Source organism: Paenibacillus sp. SAFN-054 (assembly GCF_051966755.1).
Classification (GTDB): Bacteria; Bacillota; Bacilli; order Paenibacillales; family Paenibacillaceae; genus Paenibacillus_AQ.
Window position 1 is genome coordinate 26459 of record NZ_JBQCKS010000007.1, and the last position, 17934, is coordinate 44392.

The window sequence follows — 17934 nt, forward strand, 5'->3', positions numbered from 1 at the left end:
TCGATCCTTTCCTATTGGGAATTCTGATTAGGGCTGAAAAACTTGGCGATACCCGTCATATCGAACAGCTTTTGGATTTGGGAAAGCACCTCGTCCACCACGAAGCGGGCGTCCATTCCGTGTCTCGCCTTCAGAATCGACAGCAGGATACCGATACCGGTGCTATCGATATATTTCAAATCCCTCATGTTGATAATCAAATCAAGTTCAGAATCCCCTACGAGCGGTTCCATGACAAGCCTGAAGTCGGGAGCAACGGATAAATCCAGCTCTCCACTCAGGTACACGGTGCAAGATCCTTCATTTCGTTCTGTTGTTGCAACGAATTTCTCGTTTTTATTTGTATTCATAGACATTCTCTCCCGATAAATAAATTGAACTTCGAAAGGTTCAGTTTATATATTTGTTTTCTTTATCAAATAACCCTAAACGCATGCGCTTGAATCACGCGCCGCCTTATATTTACGAGGTAATGTTTTCCTCCGCCTGATGGCTCGGTATATTCGCTGTCTGCATGGTTTCGCGGGATAAGGGTGCGGGATAGCGGGTGAGCACCTGTTTAACACTGCTCATTTTGACAGGTTTACTGATGTAGTCGTCCATTCCCGCCTCCCTGCAGCGGGTTTGGATGCCTTCCATGACGTTGGCTGTCATTGCAATAATGACCGGCTTGCGATTAGACGTCTGCTGCTGCCGAATGATTTCCGTGGCCTCCAGCCCGTCCATGACCGGCATTTGCAGATCCATGAAAATAAAATGGTAGCCCGGACCGGCCTTCGCCTTCTCGACGGCTTGTTTCCCGTCTTCAGCCACATCGGCTTTGAGGCCCAGCTTACCCAGCATGCTGACCATCAGCTTCTGGTTGACCGGATGGTCATCCACAACGAGAATATCCGGCGGGGCATCCTTGTCCCGTTTGACCTGAAGGCGGAGTTCGTCGCATCGGCCGCTCATGCACTCATCCTGCTCCGGCTCCTTTACGACAATATTAAAGACGAAGGTAGCTCCCTTTTCTTCGGAGGAGTCGACCCGGATATCCCCGCCCATCATTTCGACGAGGGATTTGCAGATGGCGAGGCCAAGACCTGTACCGCCGTATTTCCGAGTCATGGAGGAATCCAGCTGGGAGAAGGGCTGAAAGAGGCGATCTATCTTATCCGCAGAGATGCCGATGCCGGTATCCTTGACGGCAAATTCGATATCAATGGCTTCACCGGACAGCCCTTTCGGAGAAACCATCAGATACACGCCACCCTGATGCGTGAACTTGACGGCATTGGCGATCAGATTGATCAGCACCTGGCGCAGTCTGGCCATATCGCCGAAGACGACATGCGGAATATGCTCATCGATGAAATATACCAGCTCCAGATTCTTTTTGCCGGCCTCGACGGAGAACAGGCTGAAAACTTCCTGAATGCAGTTCTGCAGATCAAAAGGATGCTCCTCCAGCTCCATTTTTCCCGATTCCATCTTGGTGAAATCCAGAATGTCATTGATTACCGTCACGAGTGCATCGGCACTTCTGCGGATAATCTCCGAGTATTCCTTCTGCTCTTCCTTCAGGTCAGTCTCCATCAGCAGATCCACCATCCCGATGACGCCGTTCATCGGCGTACGGATCTCGTGACTCATCATCGCAAGAAACTCCGTCTTTGCTTTGGCTGCGATTTCTGCCGCTTCCTTGGCCTTCACCAGCTCATGGTTAATCTTCTCCAGCTCCTGCGTCTTCTGCTGAAGCAGCATGGACTGCGTTTTATGCTTTTTGTTCGTCAGGTACATTTCCACGAAGCCTTCGATCTTCGACTTCAGAATCTGCGGAATAAAAGGCTTCACCATGTAATCGATGGCACCCGCGGAGTAGCCTGCGAACAGATGCTCCGCTTCCTTGCTGTTTGCCGAAATAAAAATAATCGGAATGTCCTTCGTCTTGTCCCTCGCCTTAATAAGCTTTGCTGTTTCGATCCCGTCCATTCCCGGCATTTGGACATCCAGGACGATCACGGCAAACTCATCTTTCAAAAGACAGCGCAGCGCCTCCTCACCTGACGTTGCCTTCACCAGAATGTACTGCTCGCTCTCCAGCACGGCTTCCAGGGCAAGCAAGTTCTCGGGACGGTCATCTACCAACAATATATGAATCGGTTCTTGAACCCCCATGGAATCCTCCCATTACTCTATTTAATCTTTCGGTATATTTTCTCCACTCGGTCCAGCGGTTCATAGCAATCACTATATTCCGTAAATTGAATGGACTCTTTCGATCCGAGAACCAGAATACCGAAACGGCTTAAACTTTCATGAAACAGCCCATGAACTTGGTCTCGAAGCGTATCGTTAAAATATATCATCACGTTCCGGCAGAAAATAACGTTGAATTCGTTAAAAGAACGATCGGTTGCCAGATTATGCTCCGCGAAAATGATGTTTTTTTGCAAAAACGGCTTAAAGATTACCGAATTGTATTTCGCCGTGTAATATTCTGAAAAGGACCGGGTCCCCCCCGCCTCGATGTAGTTTTTCGTGTACAGCTTCATTTTCTCGATGCCGAATATCCCCTGCTTGGCCGTTTCCAGTGAGCGGTCATTCATGTCCGTTGCATAAATCCTCGCCTTGTCGTAAAGGCCTTCTTCGTGCAGCAGAATCGCCATGGAATACACCTCTTCGCCTGTCGAGCAGCCTGCATGCCATATCCGGATATACGGATAGGTGCGGAGCAGCGGTACGATTTTCTTCCTGAACGTCAGGAAGAGTCCAGGATCTCTAAACATTTCCGTCACCGGAATTGATAAATTATGAACCATTCGTTCAAATACCGGCCTTTGATGGAGCACCCTTTCCTGCAGGGCGGAGATCGTCTTTAAATTCTCCGAATGGATGAAATGCCATATTCGCCGCCGCAGCGAAGGAAGCGCGTAATTTCGGAAATCGTAACCGTAAAGCCGGTGTACTCCTTCCAGCAGCAGCTCAAGTTCAATATACTCGCGCTCCCGATCGCCGGTCTCCGGCAAGCTGTCATCATAATCATCTGATTTGCAAAAATCCATTCACGTTCCTCCCGGTTTCTTTCCTGTTACGGTCATAACAACACTTACAATCTATTTCGTAAATACAGTCTTTAATTATTAAGATGGTTCGTCTTAGCATGTGTGCAACGTTCCTAATTATAATCTATTACCCAAATATGAAGTTTACGAATACAACCAAACCCGCATTAAGGAGAGAAGCTGCTCGGTTTGAATCGGTTTTTTGACATAATCCGATGCGCCGGCTTCAATACACTTGGAACGGTCCTCTTTCATGGCTTTGGCCGTCAGCGCGATAATCGGAAGCTTATGGAACTCCGGCTGCTGGCGGATCAGGCGCATCGCCTCGTAACCGTCCATTTCCGGCATCATCATATCCATCAGGACGAGGTCAAACGGCTTCCCGCTATTCAAAATGTCGATGGCCTCACGGCCGTTCTCGGCAAATGTAACGTCCATTTCATAGCCTTCCAGCACGCTGGACAGGGCAAAGACGTTACGGATGTCGTCATCGACCAGCAAAATTCGTTTGCCTTCAAACAGGACTTCCTTGTTGTGAAGCTTCTGCAGAATTTTACGCTTATCCTCCGGCAGATTCGCCTCCACCCGGTGCAGGAACAGCGTCGTCTCATCGAGCAGGCGTTCCGGTGATTTCACGTCCTTGATGATGATGGATTCGGCATATTTGCGCAGTCTCATTTCCTCTTTACTGTCCAGATCCTTGCCCGTGTAAATGATGATCGGCAGATCCTCCAGCTCCTCGTCCTGCTGGATTTGATCCAGCAGCTCGAATCCGGTCATGTCGCTTAGCATCAGGTCCAGCACCATGCTGTCATAACGCTGCTTCCGGAGCTCGTTCAGCGCCTCCTTGCCAGTGGATACGGCCGTAATCGCCACGTCATCATGATCGATTAATTCGATGATTGAGCGGCGCTGGATGTCATCATCCTCGACAATCAGCAGATGCTTCACCGAATGATCCGTATAAGACTCCATATGGGAGAACGCTCTTTCCAGGGCTGACTTGGAGGAAGGCTTCTTCAGATAAGCGATCGCGCCCATCTTCAGCCCCTGCTTTACCTCATCCACGACCGATACGATGTGTACCGGGATGTGGCGGGTGGCCGAGTCGCTCTTCAATTCGCCGAGGATGGACCATCCGTCCATTACCGGCAGCTGAATATCCAGAATAATGGCATCCGGCAGGTAGGACTGCGCCATTTTGAGGCCGACATCCCCCTGCAGCGCGACTAATCCCTTGAAGCCGCGGCCTCTGGCCATATCCAGCAAAATATTCGCAAAATTGACGTCATCCTCGATAATAAGGAGCACTTTATCCTTATCGCCAATATGGTTCCGGTCATCTTCCATCGGAACGGCCGCGATCGTCTCGCTGCTGTTCTCCGGCTGCTGCTTCTTGCTTGAGACCGTTTGTTCAGGCAATATCAGCTCGGCCGATACCGCCGCCTCCGCTTGAGCGCCGGCTGACGCATCGGGAGAGATGAGCGGCAGGTACAGGGTAAAGCAGCTGCCTTCTCCTTCGACCGACTGAAGCTCGATGCCGCCGCCAAGCAATCTCGACAGTTCACGGCTGATGGATAAGCCCAGCCCCGTGCCGCCATACTTGCGGCTTGTCGTGCCGTCGACCTGTTGGAACGCTTCGAATATAAGCTCGGTCTTATCCTTCGGAATGCCGATTCCGGTATCCTTCACGGCCAAAGCCAGATATGGCTTCGAACGGTTCAAATATGGAGGCAGCTTGCCGGAATCCGCCCGTTTGACATGAAAGGATATAGATCCTTGGGTCGTAAATTTAAACGCATTGGACAGCAAGTTGCGGATGATCTGCTTCACGCGGTATCCGTCCGTAACGATCGACTCCGGCAGATCCGCCTCATAGCTGACCTTCAGCGCTAACTGCTTCTTGTTCGCCATCGGCATGAAGTTCTGATTCACGAAGCCTTTCCAATCCTTGATCGGAACCTCTTCACGGTTGATCTCCATCTTACCGGCATCTACCTTGGACAAGTCCAGAATTTCATCGATCATCTTGAGCAGGTCCGCCCCCGACATGTAAATCGTATGGGCGTATTCGGTCTGCTTGTCATTCAGGTTGCCGTCCTTATTCTCGGCCAGAAGCTGCGACAGGATCAGCAAGCTGTTAAGCGGCGTGCGCAGCTCATGCGACATGTTGGCCAAAAATTCCGACTTGTATTTGCTGGTCACCGCAAGCTGCATCGCCTGCTGCTCCAGCTTGGACTTGGCGTCCTCGACTTCGATATTCTTTTCTTCGAGCTGCTGCATTTGCTCTTCGAGCGCACGTGTCTTGGCGATCAGCTCGGTATTGAAATGCTCGAGCTCCTCCTGCTGGCGCTGCAGCAGATCCTCGGAATTCTTCAGTGCCTCGGTCTGTTCCTCGAGGTTCTCGTTCGAGCGTCTCAGCTCCTCCTGCTGCGTCTGGAGCTCTTCCGACTGGCATTGGAGCTCTTCAGTCAGAGCCTGGGATTCGCGCAGAAGCTCCTCGACCCGCAATCTGCGGTTGATGTTGTTAATCACGATGCCGAGATTCATTCCCAGCTGGGAGAACAGCTGCTGCTGCAGCTCCGTGAACGGCTCGAATGCGGCTATTTCAATCACGCCGAGCAGTTCCTCTTCAAACACCACGGGTTGAATCATGAGATGGGCGGGCTTTGCTTGGCCGAAAGCGGAGGAAACTGCAAGGTAATTCTCGGGAACCTCCATCATAATCGTCTTACGGTCCATTGCGCTCTGGCCGATGAGGCCTTCGCCTACTTCCAGTTTCTCCTCCACGCTGACCCCCTCACCGGCGTAGGTCCCGTTCAGGACCAGCTTGTTCGGCTCCTTGTCTTCGTCATGGATATAGATTGCCCCATAAGAAGCACCCAATACAGGAGTGAATTCGCTGATGAACGCCTGGGAAACCTGCTGCCTGGAATTCAGGCCGCGCAGCAGCTCGGTAATCTGGCTTACGTTCGAGTTCAGCCAGTTCTGGTCTTTCTGAGCCTGCAAATAGCTGAGCTCCAGCTGCTGCTTCTCGTCCAGATCCTCGGCCATTTCCTTGAACACATTGGCGATCTGCCCGATTTCGTCCTTCGAGGTTACCTTGATGCGGCGGATCGTCTTGATCCGGCCCTTGCCAAAGCTGCTGATCATCATCGATACGACATTGAGTCCCTTGGTGATGCTCGGGATTACCCACATAATGACGGCAAGTCCCAGCAGAAGCCCTGCGATCATGATCGCCGTCGTGATTTGGATCGAACGGTTATAGCTTGCTTTGACATTTTTGATTTCACTGTCGATCTGCAAGTCCTGGAACGAAGCCAGCTCATTCATGCTGTCCAGAGCTTCCATCTGAAGGGACAAGCCGCTCGTATTCCGATAGAGGTTCGCCTGATCCCACAGTCCTTGATCAACAAAGGCCATTTGCTTCTCTTCATACGTCTTATAGCCTTCCCAGGCACTTTGAACCCGGTTCAGCATTTGTTTCTCCTCCGGCGAGTCGGTGCTCGCGATCAGCTTGGCCAAATTCTGATCTCCGTTTGCAATCATGGCCTTGATCTGGTCCTTTGCCTCGCCCAGGTTATTCGATTGGTTGAGCATGGAATTGACAAGCAGCCGCGAAATGTTGTTTACTTCTCCGCGTACACCGCTGGAATATCTAACCTTTAAGTACCGTTCCTGGTAAACCTGGTCCAGCTGTTTGTTCATATAATTTAAACGGTCATAACCGACCATGGTCAGCACGATCAAAATAGCCATGAGCGCGCCGAATCCGATGATCAGCTTGGATTTTAACTTCATTCAGCAGGCTCCCCCTCTTTTAATGAAATCCACACCAGGCATTTATCGTCTTCACGCTCCTGCGTTCCGTTGTCCTCGAAAAACGCCTTGAACATTTTATCCTCATCCCACTGATGGGAATCTTTCAGATGATTCACCAGGAAATTCACCTGATCCTCATGCTCGCCCTGCACAAGCTCGAGCAGGCCGTCCGTATAGAGCGCGATATGCCCTTCGCCTTCGTAATACAGCGTCTGGGGCTCGATCTCCATTTTGTCAAACAGCCCGACCGGGCAGCAGGCCTTATCCAGCATGACAACGCGTTCTTCTCCCTGGAAAAACAGCGCAGGCGGATGCCCCGCATTCACGTAGTCGATTCGCTTTACCACGGTGTCCACCACCAGATAGATCGCGGTAAAATAATACTGGACGAGCTGGTTTTCGATATAAAGCTGGTTAAACCGGCGGTTGAGCTCCTGGATGACCTTTTCGGGCTCGACGTATGTCGTGACTGTATCCTTCAGCACTGATGCAATGAACATCGTAAACAGCGAGGAAGAAATGCCATGACCCATCATATCCAGCAAAATCACGCCGTATCTTCCGCCCCCGAGCGGATACCAGGCATACAAGTCGCCGGCAAGTTCAGCGGAGGGCTGGTAGATGGCGTGAACTTCAAACGTATCGTCCTCGATCGCAGGGCTGAGCACGGCATTCTGAACAAGCGCAGCCAGCTTCAGCTCATCCTGAATGCGCTGGTCCCGCTCCTTATGCCAATCATTCTCTTGCTTCAGCCGCAGGGCGAGCCGGATTCTGGCCATCAGCTCCACCTTGTTGATCGGCTTCGTGACATAATCGACCGCCCCGGCATCGAGCGCCTCGGCCAGTTTTTTGGAATCCCCCACCGCCGTTACCATGATGATCGGAATATCCTTCAGATGCTCATAATGCTGAATAAGGCGGCAAGCCTCGATTCCGTCCATCTCCGGCATCATCATGTCGAGCAGAATCAAATCAATATTCACATGCTTGGCCTGCTTCGGTTCGGTGGCATAGCCTTCTACGCCCAAGTGTTCAAACATTCCTCTGGCAGACGAAGCGGTTTCTATATCTCGGTAATTTTCTTTTTTCAAAATTTCCCGAATAATAATGACATTCGTCGGATTGTCGTCAACGATTAATATTCTCATAACACTCTCCTTACGATCTATGAATTTGAGTTTTATGAAATCTCTCTATATACACTATATAACATATACTATAGATTTTTCAGCCTCAAACTCCAATTAGTAGTTGGAATGAAGGGCAGTAAAACCCACCTGTTCCAAAAACATAGATAAGGAATGGGACATACGGGTCCCATTCCTTATCTATATTTTTGCATCCTATCCAACTGTTATTGGCAGCGGAATTCTATGCTTTTTTCGCGATGACAAGCACTTTGCCAAGGTCAAGCTCTTTCTCATAAAACTGGGCTTCCGCTTCCGTAAAGCCCAGGGAAGTTATTTTGGCGCGAAGCTCGTCGCCTCGTGAACGGAACAAATTAGCAAGAGCATCAAACATGCCTTCTTCCTTCATGCCAATCTGATCTGCATTAGCCGTTTCGGCGATCCGTTCTGAACGGTCTCCGTCGTGGGCCAGAACGAATATATCCTCATAAACATATCCGTTGCTGCGGAGCTGGTTCACTTCCTCGACGGCCTGAACTCCGTTCTCCACGACTTTCGCATAAGATTTTGCATTGGTTGATGAATTCATGCTTCTCACTCTCCTCATCTATTTGTAATCTCGCTCATGTACTTTTAACCTAGGAAGCTGGCACTGAAACGCGGTACCATGAACTTCCAATTCATTCCGTGGTGCTGTTAAAGAAATCCACAGCTACCAGTGCTCCAGTATTCGGATGGGTATATACCTTAATGGCATGATAACCTCTGATAAAGACCTTTCCGTCCTCTGCAACAAACTGAGGCTTGCCGAGCATACGCTCGAGCTCCGTCTGCTTCAGTGGTATCCAGGCCCCGTTAACCTGCATTTTCCCGGAAACCGCGGCGATATGAACGTAATCCACGATACCTTCGCATACACCAATAACGGCATCTTTATAATGATACTCATTACAGCCCGTCAAGCGATCCTCCGTGACCTTAAGAGGCTTTCCCTTTTTGGCGAGCACGTCTTTCTTCGTGTCATTCAGGGAAATGCCGTTCATCGTATCAAATCGGTTCAACACCGCCTTAGGCAATGGAGCGCTCTCGGTGCGGACGACCGCCTGCTGAACCGCAGGCTCCGCGACATGGAGCTGGGCAGATTCAGGCTGAACGACGGACATGGGGGACAAGGGAGAAAGCACACCTAACAGTATAGCGACAATTTTCAACATATTTTCTCACCCTTTCTCAGTCTTTCAATCAGCCTGATTACCTGCTCAGATTAATGGCGGACTTTGTGCCAGACGGTAGCGGCAATATCCACGTATTTCATCCAGTTGGAGCCGGATTTCGCTTTGCCTGTGCCTCCGTATGTAGAGGCGTATGACTGGAACGTACGCTCTTCCGCCGTGGATGCGGATGGCAGGGCAGCCTGCTGGTTCGCATTCCCTCTCGGACTCGGACTTGTCTGCTTGAATTTCTGAATCATGGTCGTCGACGCCTGCTTGGCCGCAAGCGTGACTTCGCTGAGCACCTCGCCCAGATTTTTAACCGAGCTCATCACCGGATCGATTTGTTTCATCTTGTGCTGGACGTCCACGGTAATATCGCTGGCATGTCTAACGATTTGCTTGACCTCATATCCGAGCTCGTCAATGGTCTGCTGAACCTCTTGAAGCGTCTGGGTCGTTTTCTCCAGAGAATCTTTTGCAGCCAGAAGGGTTTTGATCAAATAAACGACCAATACGGCAAAAGCAACAGCAATGATGGCAACACTAATTCCTACGAGCATTGCAAAACCTCTCTTTCTATATAGATTGAAACGGCTGTTTCCTACGCCTTGCGAAACGGGTCCGTTCCAGTCCATATGTCTCATTTTATGTCCTGATATGCCATAGTTACCCTCTCCAAGAATGCCCGAAACAAGCCTGAATTTACCGATTGCATGACTTGTTTCATTTCATTTTCGCAAGGTTAAAGAAACATACAGGATGGGGCGGACAAGTTGCCGCCGGGTATATGATTGCATGATCCGACAGGTTCATAAACATACCTCAACACATCCAAATCATAAGAAAGCAAGGTGATTCTGATGTTAAAATGGTCCATTATCTTTTTAGTCATTGCGATTGTCGCTGGCATCTTCGGCTTCTTTAATATCGTGGCAGCGGCAGCAACCATCGCTAAAGTGCTGTTCTTTATCTTCCTGGTGCTCTTTATTATTTCTCTCTTTACCGGCCGCAGCCGAACGCTTTAACGAGGCGGACATGAACGCAGGCATTTTATAAAAAGAGATATCCAAAAAGGTTAGAATTCCAAAAAAACCAAGCGCGAAACATCGCGCTTGGCTTTTTAGTGTCTGCTTGATCCCATCGTTATTTCATCAAGATGGAAGGCAGGGAAAGCCAGTCGAGCTTAAAGGCCAGCTTCACCCCGTCTTGCAGGAATTCGATATGATCCACCGTCAGCATTTCCGGCAAATGGTCTTTAAGCGGGACGGAAATGGTGCCAAGGCCCAGCTTCTCTGCCGGAATACGAACGGATTTAATGCTCGTGGATTCATGTTGCAGCTCCAGAATGCTGCCGCTGGCTTCCATATAGAATTTCAGCTCCGCTCCAAAGGGAATCAGCCCGCCCCATTTGCCGTTGATATCGGCCGTTACCTCTTGCCCGTTAAAATGGAACTGCGCTCCGGTGACGGTTACCTGCTGCGGAAGCTCCCCCATATGCTTGACCAGCTCTTTCTTCGCCAGCTCGTTCAGTTCGTTTCCGTTCAGTGTGATTTCGGGCTTTCGTGTTTTGAGCATCTGCACGGCCTTGGCCTTGACGTCAATGCTTTGATAGCTCAGGTCCAGCTTCTGATCCGGCGAAATATACCAGATGATCAATCCGCATCCGATGACGATGAGCACCAGCAGTGTGATGACGATCCGAAGCAGTATTTTCATATTCCGCCTCCTCTTTCTTTGGGTGAACTCTCTCACCCCATCATCTCTCTATTATACTGAAAACGGCAGCGAATAACGAATTTCGGCTTGAACGCAAAGTTTTAGTTTCTTAAAATTTCCGCAAAAAAAGGCAACCCCGTAAAGTCGTCTGACCCGGGCTGCCTCTTCTTGCAAAACACCTCTAGATAAAAGCTTTAGTTCATTTTATATCGTTAAGACCCTGCTGTGAGACGACTTCAAGCCAGCGCTTGGCAATCACGTCATGGCCTGCCCCCGTCGGATGTACACCGTCATGCAGCCAATAAGCAGGCTCGGCTCTTGTTGCCGCCTCGTCAAAAGCATCCTGCAGCGGGACGAAAATCGTGTGAAACTCCTCCGCCAGCTGGCGGACGATTCCTTGATAGACTCCCACCCGCGCCTGCCAGCCGTCCCATTTCTCTTCGGTGGCGGATCCTTTCAGTACAAAAGGCTCGCACAGAATCAGACGCGCATCCGGAAGGACCTCTCTCGTCTCTTCCAACAGATGTCTGTAAGCTCTTTCAAAACGGTCCGTCACGCCGCTGGGCTCGCCGGACATCGTGCGCCATGCATCATTGACACCGATCAGAATACTGATTACATCCGGCTGTAAGCTGAATGCATCCTCATTCCAGCGTGCGTAAAGATCGGAAACCCGGTTTCCGCTGATCCCGCGGTTAATGAACGTCGGATTCTTCTCCGCGTTTTCGTTCGCGAGCCGGGAGGAGATCAGATAGACATAGCTTTGGCCGATAAAATGTTTCTGATTTGCCCCCCTGTCCCGGTTCGCATCCGTGATCGAATCCCCCTGGAACAAAATAACCATGTTTTCTTTTGCCAGCATCTGCATCACTCGACTTTCAGGCTTGGATTATGAAGAAATTTACTATCATTATACCTGATATTCCCATTGTTTTGAGACTGCCGCGAAAACTTTTCCGCCGAGGTTTGGTATCGCATCCGGAAGGCATCTAGGAGCATCCTCCTAATTTTTGCTTACTCAATTGGTTCAATTTACCACGCGGGGGTTATTTGTAGTGTAGAAACAACACCACATTATACCAAGGAGGAACACGCGAATGAAAAAAATCATTACTTTTGCAGCAGCTTTCGGAATTATGGCTTCCATGGGAACCGCAGTTTTTGCCGACGATACAACGACGACAGGTACGACCGTCACTCCGGTATCCGGATCTTCCACAACCGTAGCAGAACCCGTCAAACTCGTGGATGAGCCGATCATTAAGCCGTCCGACCTGAATAGACTGGAAAACATGCCGCTGGTTCTCACCGAGGATACACCTTTCTATTTCGAGCCTGGCGGTAAAATTGCCAGCATGCTGGCGCCTCAGACCGTCTTCGGCACAGGCAACCGCGTATCGGACATCATCGGCACCGGGGAATGGATCGAAATTTACACTTGGCTCGGCAAAGCGTGGGTGCATGTAACACCAGCCATGTAAGCAAGAATGATTAGCTTGGGAAAGAGAAATAGAACGGACTAAAGCCCGCGGTCCTGAAGCTGATGACTTTAGTTCCTTCTATACATAAATAAATGCCAGGTTATGACAGTGTCTGGCATCATAAAAAAGGGATCGGAGCTTCGGCTTCCGGTCCCTTTTCTCATGCTATTGAATCACGCTGCCTCCATACAAGAAGCGAAGCTTCCAGAAGCTGCTGAAATCCGTGACCACAACCCCGCCCGCTTTCACCGAGTAGGTATGCAGCAATTTTCCGTCTCCCAAATATAAAGCCACATGCGTAATGCGCTCCTGATCCGGATTTATGCCCGTATAAGAAGCGGCGCCGGTACCCTGATAATCCATAAAAAACACCAGATCCCCGCGCTTCAGTTGATCGATTTCATACACTGTCTCGCTGTTGTCCTTCACCCACGTTCCCTGCTGGCGGGAATCCATCGGCAGGGATACACCGGCCGCTTCTTTAAATATTTGGCGGGTGAACGCCGAACAGTCGAACGTTTTCGTCTGGTTCCGGTTCGATCCGTACTCATAAGGCGTGCCCAAATACTTCATCCCGGTTTGGATCACCTGTTCAATTCCATTGCCCGGGCTGCTTGAGGAAGGCAAGACGGGTGCCGTTGAACCGGCATTGCTATCTGAACGGGATGCGGTATTCGATTGGGCATTCGAGCTGGTATTCGAATGAGAGGCGGCGGCTTCATTCGCCGGCTTGGCTGCCGGTTTTGCTCCGTTCCCGGCTTTGACCACGATGTATTGCGCGGAAGTACTGGTGTAACCCACTTTGCCGGACGACGTTTTGACTTTATAAAAATAGGCCGAACTCTTTTCCAGAATAGAGACTTGCTCACCGTTCTGCAGGTAGGCCACAACCTGGCTTGACATGGACGGCTTGTCCCTTAATTTGACGCTGGCCTGGATGATGCCGGTTTGCGATACCGTAATCTTGGGGGCTGCTGCCGCCTCGGTCTTGGAGCCTGCCGGCATTATGGCTGCAGTCGATACCGTAGCGGAAAGGAGAAGGCATAAGAGCAGGCTTTTCCGGATGTTCATCATGTAATTCCTCCCTGTGATGACTGGCTGTGAATGCTTCTGTCCCCATTATAGTCAAAAGGCAGGATATGCCACATGCTCCTTTCCTCACAAAAAGATTGTCTAAATCCAGAAATAAGAGGTTCTAAAGTCCTAGTAATAACATCAAGCTTGATTAAGTATGAAAAGAAAAAAGAGGCGTCCCTGAGGACACCCCTTATTTCTTCAAAGCATTTCGATGCCTTCCCGGCTCCAAGAGCTCGAGATCCTTTGGCTCCACATGAACATGGACGTTCATGATATTATGCATATCCGTGAGGCGATCCTCGATTTCATCGCTGATCTGATGGCCTTCGATAATGCTTAAATGCGGATCGACTTCGATGACGACGTCCACCAGGACGTGGTTTCCATGAACCCTGGCTTTAACGTCTTTGATGCCTTCCACGCCAGGCGTACCTCCGATCGCACTGCGCAAATCCTTCAGTTCAGCCTGGTCGAATCCGTCCGTCAGGCGGTAGGTGCAGTCCCGGAAAATGTCCCATGCCGTCTTGCAGATCAGCACTCCGACAGCAAAAGCCGCGACCACGTCAAGCCATGGCAGGCCGAACTGCGCTCCGGCAATGCCTACCGCTGCCCCGATGCTGACCAGGGCATCGGAGAGATTATCTTTGGCCGCCGCCATAAGCGCCTGGTTGTTGATTTGCTTCGCCAGCCTTTTGTTGTATTGATACACCGCGAACATGCTGACGGAGCACACGACCGCTACCCCGGCAGCCCATAGATTAGGCTGTACCTCGCGACCGGCAAATAGAGAGCGTACCGCTTCGACCAATACCTGAATGCCGACCATCGCCATAATGAAGGATGCGATGAGCGCCGCCACCGTCTCCGCCCGGAAATGCCCGTAAGCATGATCGGAATCCGGAGGCTTTTGGGAAATCCGAAGCCCGATCAGAACGGCGACCGACGCCACGATATCCGTCACGTTATTAAAGCCGTCGGCCAGCAGCGCGCTGGATGCAAACACATAGCCGCTGACCAGCTTAAAGGCAGAGAGAATCAGGTAAGCTGAAATGCTGACCCAGGCTCCACGCTCGCCTCTTCTTATATCATCATAAATATCCACGATCCTGAAGCCACCTTTTCCGCAGGGTTCCTAAAAGCACTTTCCTATCCTAGCAAATGCAGACCATGTGGGTCTAGAGAAACATAGTTGCCGCAGGCAAAGAGGTTTTGTCCCCCACATCTCTTGTGGGGATCCGCAAAAACGGATAAAATAAGGACACAACCTTAAGGGAGGGCCGCCCATGTCCGAAAATAATGAATCAAAAAAGGTCAACCTCGCCGATGCCATCAAGGCAAAGCTCGAACAAAAGAAGCAGCAGAACAATGCGTTCAAGCCCGGCGGATTTCAGGGGAATGCCCCGCATGCGATGAAAAGCCAAAACAATAAAAAGCCCAACAATCAGCGCCGCCGCACCGGAGGATCCTAATCCGCCAGCCGTGCAGGGCACAAAAAAGCTGCTTCCCTTTTACGGGAATGCAGCTTTTTTCAATACATTTACAGGCCGTTTGGATACATTTTCTCGCGCAGACCCTTCACTTCATCGCTCTCAAGATACTCGTCATAAGTCATCGACTTATCGATGATGCCTGTTGGCGTAATCTCGATAATGCGGTTCGCGATCGTCTGGATGAACTGATGGTCATGCGATGTGAACAGAATGGTTCCGTCGAAATCGATGAGTCCATTGTTCAGCGCCGTAATCGATTCGAGGTCGAGGTGGTTCGTCGGCTCGTCGAGCAGCAGCACGTTCGCCCCGTTCAGCATCATCTTCGCAAGCATGCAGCGCACTTTCTCTCCCCCGGAGAGGACGCTCGCTTTCTTCAGGGCTTCTTCCCCGGAGAAGAGCATCCGGCCCAGGAATCCGCGCAGGAAGGTTTCATCCTGATCCTTGGAGTACTGGCGCAGCCACTCGACCAGGTTCAGATCAACCCCGTCGAAATACTCGGAGTTGTCTTTCGGGAAATAAGCCTGAGAGGTGGTAACGCCCCAAGCATATTCGCCGGCGTCAGCCTCCGTGCGTCCCATCAATACTTCAAACAGGGTCGATTTCGGCAGGCCGTTAGGACCAACCAGAGCAATCTTATCGCCCTTGTTGACGATGAAGCTCAGTTCATCCAGAACCTTCTCGCCTTCAAGCGACTTGGTAAGGCGGTCAACGGTCAGCAGCTGCTTACCCGCTTCGCGCTCAGGTTTGAAGTGTAGGAACGGGTATTTCCGGTTCGAAGGGCGAAGATCGTCCAGCGTAATTTTATCGAGCTGCTTTTTACGGGAAGTCGCCTGCTTCGATTTGGAAGCGTTCGCCGAGAAGCGCTGGATGAATGCCTGCAGCTCCTTGATCTTCTCTTCCTTCTTCTTGTTGGCATCGCGCTGAAGCTCAAGAGCCAGTTTACTGGATTCGTACCAGAAATCGTAGTTGCCGACGTACATTTGAATTTTGCCAAAATCGATATCCGCGATGTGCGTACATACCTTGTTCAGGAAGTGACGGTCATGGGATACGACGATAACAGTGCCTTCATAATCCATCAAGAAGTTTTCAAGCCACTGAATCGATTCGAGGTCCAAGTGGTTGGTAGGTTCGTCAAGCAGCAGGTTGTTCGGGCGTCCGAACAGGGCCTGCGCCAGGAGTACGCGGACCTTCTCGTTGCCGCTCAGCTCTACCATTTTCTTGTCGTGCAGCTCGCGCGGAATCCCCAGACCGATCAGGAGTGCAGCCGCATCCGGCTCCGCATCCCATCCGTTCAGTTCGGCAAATTCGCCTTCCAGCTCGCCTGCGCGAAGTCCGTCTTCTTCGGAGAAATCGGATTTCGCATAGAGGGCATCCTTCTCTTTCATGATGTCATACAGACGGCTGTGTCCCATAATAACGGTTTCGAGAACCGGATATTCGTCATATTCAAAATGGTTCTGCTTCAGGACGGCCATCCGTTCGCCCGGTGTCATATGAACTTCGCCCATGTTGGCTTCGATTTCACCGGAGAGAATTTTGAGGAAGGTCGATTTACCGGCGCCGTTGGCACCGATCAGACCGTAGCAGTTGCCCGGTGTAAACTTTATATTAACATCTTCAAAAAGTGCGCGCTTTCCGTAACGGAGCGTCACGCCGCTTGTACTGATCATTAAGCATTACCATCCCTTTCACAATAGGCTTCAGCACATTATAGCACAAAAAAAACGTTCTATCGACGTATCTCTAAGAAGACAGAGCGCATTCACAAGTTGTTATTGTTGCGATCCGCAGGTCCGCGATGACTTCACCGTCCCGTGCACGTCAAAAACACCGGATAGGACGCCGCTGGCACACCGCCAAGGCTTCCATCCAGTGTCATTTACGGTTGCTATTGGCCGGCTCTGCGGCGCTCGGGATGAATTCGCAGCGTCTCTCCGTACCTCAGCACTTTCATACGTTCTTCCTCGATACCGAGCCGTATGCGCTCGGCTTCCATCCGGTCCAGCGCCTCCCGCGCCGTGTCGTCGGCCAGGCGGAACGTGCCGTAATGCATCGGAATCATCGTGTCGGCCTTCACGTCCAGAAAAGCCTGCAGCGCCTCCTCCGGATTGACATGCTGCGAGGTCATGAACCATTCCGGCTCATAAGCTCCGATCGGCATCATCGCAACATGAATGCGGTACCGTTTGCCAATGTCCTTGAAGCCTGGAAAATAACCGCTGTCCCCTGCAAAATAGAGGTTCGGTGGAAGCAGCTGCGCCTCTTCCACACCCTCGCCTCCCGCAGGCTTATCGGTATTCGCCGGTTCCAGAATATACCCGCCCCAGTGCGAGGTATTCGTGTCGAACGGCGTCCTCCGCGTCCAATGCTGCGTTGGCACAAAAGATATTTTCACGTTCCGGATCACCGTATGTTCCCACCACTTCAGCTCCAGGCAGTTGTGGAAGCCTTTGCGGATCATCTTTTTGCGAAGACCGACCGGCACGATGAGCGTCGTTCCCGCGCCGTACAGCCTGCGGATCGAAGCCATGTGCATATGATCGTAATGGGAATGCGAGATCAGAATAACGTCGACAGGGGGCACCTCCGCAATCTCGATTCCCGGCTCGCCGAGCCTGCGCTCGAACCCCATCCGTTTCGCCCAGACCGGGTCCGTCAGCATGTTTAAACCTTCATACTGTATAAAAAACGTTGAATGTCCAATCCATGTAATCGACGTATCCAGCCGGTTCGCATGCAAATAATCAAGCTCCGGGGGCACGTTCGGCACCTGGAAGGAATAGTCCTTTTTCTTCTGCTTGCGCTCTTGGCGCCATTGCTTGAACTGCTTCAGGGTATGGTCCGTACTGACGTTATCCATATTGTCGTAGCGAATTTTGGGCACCGTCTCCCCCTCCTTCTCATACAAGCCGTTAGTTCCATTTTACCCTGAATGAAACCGGGTGTACCAGCAG

Annotated in this window: 17 protein-coding genes; 3 read left to right on the forward strand and 14 right to left on the reverse strand. The window is 50.9% G+C overall.

Annotation, left to right across the window (positions count from 1 at the left end):
* Positions 1-11: 11 nt before the first annotated feature.
* From ACTHPM_RS24760 to ACTHPM_RS24795, 8 genes are all read right to left on the reverse strand, one after another.
* Positions 12-350, reverse strand: coding sequence for an STAS domain-containing protein (locus ACTHPM_RS24760; RefSeq protein WP_440421716.1), 339 nt, complete (start codon positions 348-350; stop codon positions 12-14).
* 112 nt (positions 351-462) lie between these two features.
* On the reverse strand, positions 463-2160 hold the full coding sequence (locus ACTHPM_RS24765) for a response regulator (RefSeq protein ID WP_440397846.1): 1698 nt from the start codon (positions 2158-2160) through the stop codon (positions 463-465).
* Positions 2161-2177: 17 nt separating this feature from the next.
* Positions 2178-3047, reverse strand: a complete 870-nt coding sequence (locus ACTHPM_RS24770; protein WP_440397847.1) for a CheR family methyltransferase — start codon at positions 3045-3047, stop codon at positions 2178-2180.
* A 144-nt stretch (positions 3048-3191) separates the two neighbouring features.
* Positions 3192-6851, reverse strand: coding sequence for a response regulator (locus ACTHPM_RS24775; protein WP_440397848.1), 3660 nt, complete (start codon positions 6849-6851; stop codon positions 3192-3194).
* Entirely contained in the window at positions 6848-8020 is a 1173-nt protein-coding gene (locus ACTHPM_RS24780) for a PP2C family protein-serine/threonine phosphatase (RefSeq protein WP_440397849.1), read from the reverse strand. The genes ACTHPM_RS24775 and ACTHPM_RS24780 overlap by 4 nt, the downstream gene beginning before the upstream one ends.
* A gap of 223 nt (positions 8021-8243) precedes the next feature.
* Positions 8244-8588, reverse strand: a complete 345-nt coding sequence (locus tag ACTHPM_RS24785) for a general stress protein (protein ID WP_440397850.1) — start codon at positions 8586-8588, stop codon at positions 8244-8246.
* Positions 8589-8679: 91 nt separating this feature from the next.
* Positions 8680-9213 (reverse strand): hypothetical protein, encoded by a 534-nt coding sequence (locus ACTHPM_RS24790; protein ID WP_440397851.1) that lies wholly within the window; start codon positions 9211-9213, stop codon positions 8680-8682.
* Between the two features lie 50 nt (positions 9214-9263).
* Positions 9264-9773, reverse strand: coding sequence for a DUF948 domain-containing protein (locus ACTHPM_RS24795; RefSeq protein WP_440397852.1), 510 nt, complete (start codon positions 9771-9773; stop codon positions 9264-9266).
* Between the two features lie 300 nt (positions 9774-10073).
* Here ACTHPM_RS24795 and ACTHPM_RS24800 point away from each other — a divergent pair, with 300 nt between their 5' ends.
* Positions 10074-10238, forward strand: coding sequence for a DUF1328 domain-containing protein (locus ACTHPM_RS24800; RefSeq protein ID WP_440397853.1), 165 nt, complete (start codon positions 10074-10076; stop codon positions 10236-10238).
* Between the two features lie 118 nt (positions 10239-10356).
* Here ACTHPM_RS24800 and ACTHPM_RS24805 read toward each other — a convergent pair whose 3' ends face one another.
* Positions 10357-10929 (reverse strand): hypothetical protein, encoded by a 573-nt coding sequence (locus ACTHPM_RS24805; protein ID WP_440397854.1) that lies wholly within the window; start codon positions 10927-10929, stop codon positions 10357-10359.
* Between the two features lie 199 nt (positions 10930-11128).
* Complete coding sequence (locus tag ACTHPM_RS24810) at positions 11129-11773, reverse strand: SGNH/GDSL hydrolase family protein (RefSeq protein ID WP_440397855.1); 645 nt, start codon at positions 11771-11773, stop codon at positions 11129-11131.
* A gap of 253 nt (positions 11774-12026) precedes the next feature.
* Here ACTHPM_RS24810 and ACTHPM_RS24815 point away from each other — a divergent pair, with 253 nt between their 5' ends.
* Entirely contained in the window at positions 12027-12410 is a 384-nt protein-coding gene (locus tag ACTHPM_RS24815) for a hypothetical protein (protein ID WP_440397856.1), read from the forward strand.
* Between the two features lie 165 nt (positions 12411-12575).
* Here ACTHPM_RS24815 and ACTHPM_RS24820 read toward each other — a convergent pair whose 3' ends face one another.
* Both ACTHPM_RS24820 and ACTHPM_RS24825 read right to left on the reverse strand, forming a co-directional pair.
* Positions 12576-13481: a C40 family peptidase gene (locus tag ACTHPM_RS24820; RefSeq protein ID WP_440397857.1), complete on the reverse strand. Its 906-nt coding sequence runs from the start codon at positions 13479-13481 to the stop codon at positions 12576-12578.
* 196 nt (positions 13482-13677) lie between these two features.
* Complete coding sequence (locus ACTHPM_RS24825) at positions 13678-14592, reverse strand: cation diffusion facilitator family transporter (RefSeq protein WP_440397952.1); 915 nt, start codon at positions 14590-14592, stop codon at positions 13678-13680.
* A gap of 178 nt (positions 14593-14770) precedes the next feature.
* Here ACTHPM_RS24825 and ACTHPM_RS24830 point away from each other — a divergent pair, with 178 nt between their 5' ends.
* Entirely contained in the window at positions 14771-14956 is a 186-nt protein-coding gene (locus tag ACTHPM_RS24830; protein ID WP_440397859.1) for a hypothetical protein, read from the forward strand.
* Positions 14957-15024: 68 nt separating this feature from the next.
* Here the strand turns inward: ACTHPM_RS24830 and ACTHPM_RS24835 are convergent, their stop codons facing one another.
* Both ACTHPM_RS24835 and ACTHPM_RS24840 read right to left on the reverse strand, forming a co-directional pair.
* Complete coding sequence (locus tag ACTHPM_RS24835; protein ID WP_440397860.1) at positions 15025-16650, reverse strand: ABC-F family ATP-binding cassette domain-containing protein; 1626 nt, start codon at positions 16648-16650, stop codon at positions 15025-15027.
* Between the two features lie 218 nt (positions 16651-16868).
* Positions 16869-17864 carry an MBL fold metallo-hydrolase gene (locus tag ACTHPM_RS24840; RefSeq protein WP_440397861.1) on the reverse strand — a complete coding sequence of 332 codons (996 nt, stop codon included), beginning with the start codon at positions 17862-17864 and terminating at the stop codon, positions 16869-16871.
* Positions 17865-17934: the final 70 nt, after the last annotated feature.

What these genes read in the sequence shown, in the direction of transcription:
- ACTHPM_RS24760 (WP_440421716.1), bottom strand. Translation starts at nt 350, where the DNA reads ATGAATACAAATAAAAACGAGAAATTCGTTGCAACAACAGAACGAAAT.
- ACTHPM_RS24765 (WP_440397846.1), bottom strand. Translation starts at nt 2,160, where the DNA reads ATGGGGGTTCAAGAACCGATTCATATATTGTTGGTAGATGACCGTCCC.
- ACTHPM_RS24770 (WP_440397847.1), bottom strand. Translation starts at nt 3,047, where the DNA reads ATGGATTTTTGCAAATCAGATGATTATGATGACAGCTTGCCGGAGACC.
- ACTHPM_RS24775 (WP_440397848.1), bottom strand. Translation starts at nt 6,851, where the DNA reads ATGAAGTTAAAATCCAAGCTGATCATCGGATTCGGCGCGCTCATGGCT.
- ACTHPM_RS24780 (WP_440397849.1), bottom strand. Translation starts at nt 8,020, where the DNA reads ATGAGAATATTAATCGTTGACGACAATCCGACGAATGTCATTATTATT.
- ACTHPM_RS24785 (WP_440397850.1), bottom strand. Translation starts at nt 8,588, where the DNA reads ATGAATTCATCAACCAATGCAAAATCTTATGCGAAAGTCGTGGAGAAC.
- ACTHPM_RS24790 (WP_440397851.1), bottom strand. Translation starts at nt 9,213, where the DNA reads ATGTTGAAAATTGTCGCTATACTGTTAGGTGTGCTTTCTCCCTTGTCC.
- ACTHPM_RS24795 (WP_440397852.1), bottom strand. Translation starts at nt 9,773, where the DNA reads ATGCTCGTAGGAATTAGTGTTGCCATCATTGCTGTTGCTTTTGCCGTA.
- ACTHPM_RS24800 (WP_440397853.1), top strand. Translation starts at nt 10,074, where the DNA reads ATGTTAAAATGGTCCATTATCTTTTTAGTCATTGCGATTGTCGCTGGC.
- ACTHPM_RS24805 (WP_440397854.1), bottom strand. Translation starts at nt 10,929, where the DNA reads ATGAAAATACTGCTTCGGATCGTCATCACACTGCTGGTGCTCATCGTC.
- ACTHPM_RS24810 (WP_440397855.1), bottom strand. Translation starts at nt 11,773, where the DNA reads ATGGTTATTTTGTTCCAGGGGGATTCGATCACGGATGCGAACCGGGAC.
- ACTHPM_RS24815 (WP_440397856.1), top strand. Translation starts at nt 12,027, where the DNA reads ATGAAAAAAATCATTACTTTTGCAGCAGCTTTCGGAATTATGGCTTCC.
- ACTHPM_RS24820 (WP_440397857.1), bottom strand. Translation starts at nt 13,481, where the DNA reads ATGAACATCCGGAAAAGCCTGCTCTTATGCCTTCTCCTTTCCGCTACG.
- ACTHPM_RS24830 (WP_440397859.1), top strand. Translation starts at nt 14,771, where the DNA reads ATGTCCGAAAATAATGAATCAAAAAAGGTCAACCTCGCCGATGCCATC.
- ACTHPM_RS24835 (WP_440397860.1), bottom strand. Translation starts at nt 16,650, where the DNA reads ATGATCAGTACAAGCGGCGTGACGCTCCGTTACGGAAAGCGCGCACTT.